The sequence below is a fragment of the Flavobacterium kochi genome, assembly GCF_048286715.1.
GTDB lineage: Bacteria > Bacteroidota > Bacteroidia > Flavobacteriales > Flavobacteriaceae > Flavobacterium.
The window spans coordinates 1-2,383 of the sequence record NZ_JBLVPW010000067.1; the positions used below are offsets into that span (position 1 = coordinate 1).

Consider the following 2,383-nt stretch of genomic DNA (forward strand, 5'->3'; position numbering starts at 1 on the left):
CTTTATCCGTTTTAAATCAACTAACTCTTCCTTGGTTAAATTTACCCGATAGCTCATAATATTCAAAATTATGAAGCAAATATACATAATCGTAATTATTAAAGCAAATTAGTATATCTACAAAAATAGTATTTCATATGTTGGTGTTTATTGTTTTTTAGTGGGTATATGTATTTGGAGAAAAAACACTTCAATTACTCTTTACTTTCCTTACTGATTTCCCAATAACCATCCTTGGTGCCGTGGCGCAATAGGATTCCTTTTTTCTTTAATTTTGCCAATTGTTTTTCGACTGTAGTGGTGCTTATTGCTAATTGTGAAGCCAATTGGGCAATACTAATTTCTTTGTCATTTTTGATAGCGGCAATTATTTTCATGGAAGTATCTCCCAACTTATCTCCCAACTTATCTCCCAACCTTGAATCTTCTTGTTCGGTTGCTTCCTCGGTAGTTTTTTAAAAGCAATATTTGAGAATACTGCTGAATTATCATCAAAAAAGAGTAAGCTGCGCACTTGCTCTGAGATAGAACGTAATTTGATTTCTTAAAGAACAAAAGAATCCTTAGCCAGAAAAAAGCAGAAGGTATAATTTGGGGGTAGACCAATTGGGAGCACGTCTACAAAATTGAAACTTACTGGTCAAGAGGAAGAAATGAAAAAAATATTTTAAGATATCATATAGTCAGTATTGGTAGGATTCCGGGAGCACATAGACTAAAAGTTTCCAGTTTTGTAAAGGATAATCGATTGTTAAATTGATTTGTTTTTCGGAGTAAAAATGAATTTGTATTCATCAGATTTACTCATATTCCAGAGGTTGAAATAACTGCTTTATTATTAAAATATTGCTAAAAAGTGCCTTTTTGTTTGGTAAATTAGTAATTAGTTGTACTTTTGTTGCAACAGTACACACCGCGCGATAGGTCTTTTTTATTAAGGATACAGCGTCCCAGGGTGTGTCTTTTGCTTTATAGAGGTTTTTAAATTATAGTTTAACCCTGCTTAAGTTACATTTTTTTGTAGATTAGCAGGGTATATTTTTATTTTATGTTTGAGAAAAAACCTTTAACCATTGAGGAGCAAATAGACCAATTAATTAAAAGAGGACTAATTATAAAGAATAGGACCATAGCGGCTCACTACCTTTCGCATATTAGCTATTATCGATTGGGAGAGTACTGGTATTCTATGCAGTCTGATAAAGAGCAACATATTTTTAAAGAAAACAGTAAGTTTGAAGATGTCATTGCTTTATATTGCTTTGATGGAGAATTGAAAATACTATTGTTTGATATTATTGAAAAAATCGAAATAAGCTTACGTACTAAACTTATTTACCATTTATCACATGAGATAAGCCCATGGTGGTTTCAGAATTTTGATTTGTTTAATGATAGTAAAGCTCTAGTGAAAACCCTCTCTAATCTTGAGGAAGAACTTGAACGCACTAAAGATGAAAGTATAAAAAATCACTATAGAAAACATAAGGATGATTTGCGTTTTCCTCCAGCTTGGAAATCATTAGAGCAAACTAGTTTTGGTGCTTTGTCTAAATTGTATGGAAACCTTAAGCATACTGTTAAGTCTAAAGACGTTATTGCTAAAGAATATGGAGCAATCAACCACACCTATTTGCCCAGTTGGTTACAATCTATTGCTCAGATACGAAATTATTGTGCGCACCATTCTCGTTTGTGGAACAGGAATTTGCCAGGAAGTCCTAAATTGTTGACCACACCACCTAACCCATGGATAGTTGATGTGCCAAAACAGCATGAATTTCAAAAGTTATATGTTCATCTTTGTTTGATGAAATATTTTTTAAATATTATACAACCAGATAATTCATTTACTGAAAAACTTTACGGATTGTTTGAAAAGTATCCTAATGTTGATCCTAATGCTTTGGGAATGAAAAATAATTGGTTTAAAGAGCCTTTGTGGGCTATGGAGTAAGTTTTTAATTAGATTACTAAAGTTGAAATGTCACGATTACATCAACTCTGGAATCGGTTTAAACTGGAGTGAGGTGTTTGTTTTAAACATCTTATTCCAGGACAAAGCGAACACCTCTGAAAAATTTTAGGTGAATGTTTTAAACCTTCATTACGTATTTTCGGCAAATAATGTTTTTATTCACGGCATGATTGCCCTTATATGTTTTTATATTTCTTCATTAATTTAAACATGTCTTCCATTACATTTGCATCTAATACCTTAGCATAATGCTGTGTTTGCATAATATTAGTATGGCCCATCATTGCGGAAACATTTTCAATCTTCACCCCATTGCCTAGTGTCACAGTCGTAGCAAAGGTGTGTCTGGCTACATACCAAGTTAGGTTTTTATCAATCCCGCATAACACTCCAATTTCCTTCAAA

Annotated in this window: 3 protein-coding genes; 1 reads left to right on the forward strand and 2 read right to left on the reverse strand. The window is 32.7% G+C overall.

The features are described from left to right. Positions 1–194: 194 nt before the first annotated feature. Positions 195–416 (reverse strand): winged helix-turn-helix transcriptional regulator, encoded by a 222-nt coding sequence (locus tag ACNQGH_RS21795; protein ID WP_417958121.1) that lies wholly within the window; start codon positions 414–416, stop codon positions 195–197. Between the two features lie 632 nt (positions 417–1,048). Between ACNQGH_RS21795 and ACNQGH_RS21800 the strand changes: the two genes are divergently transcribed. After that, entirely contained in the window at positions 1,049–1,957 is a 909-nt protein-coding gene (locus tag ACNQGH_RS21800; protein WP_417958122.1) for an Abi family protein, read from the forward strand. A gap of 197 nt (positions 1,958–2,154) precedes the next feature. On the opposite strand, the gene ACNQGH_RS21805 is transcribed toward ACNQGH_RS21800, so the two are convergent. Continuing rightward, positions 2,155–2,383, reverse strand: a 229-nt coding sequence (locus tag ACNQGH_RS21805; protein WP_417958123.1) for a tyrosine-type recombinase/integrase, incomplete at its 5' end; no start/stop codon positions are given.

Coding starts and splice junctions, on each gene's coding strand:
- ACNQGH_RS21800 (WP_417958122.1), top strand. CDS start 1,049: ATGTTTGAGAAAAAACCTTTAACCATTGAGGAGCAAATAGACCAATTA.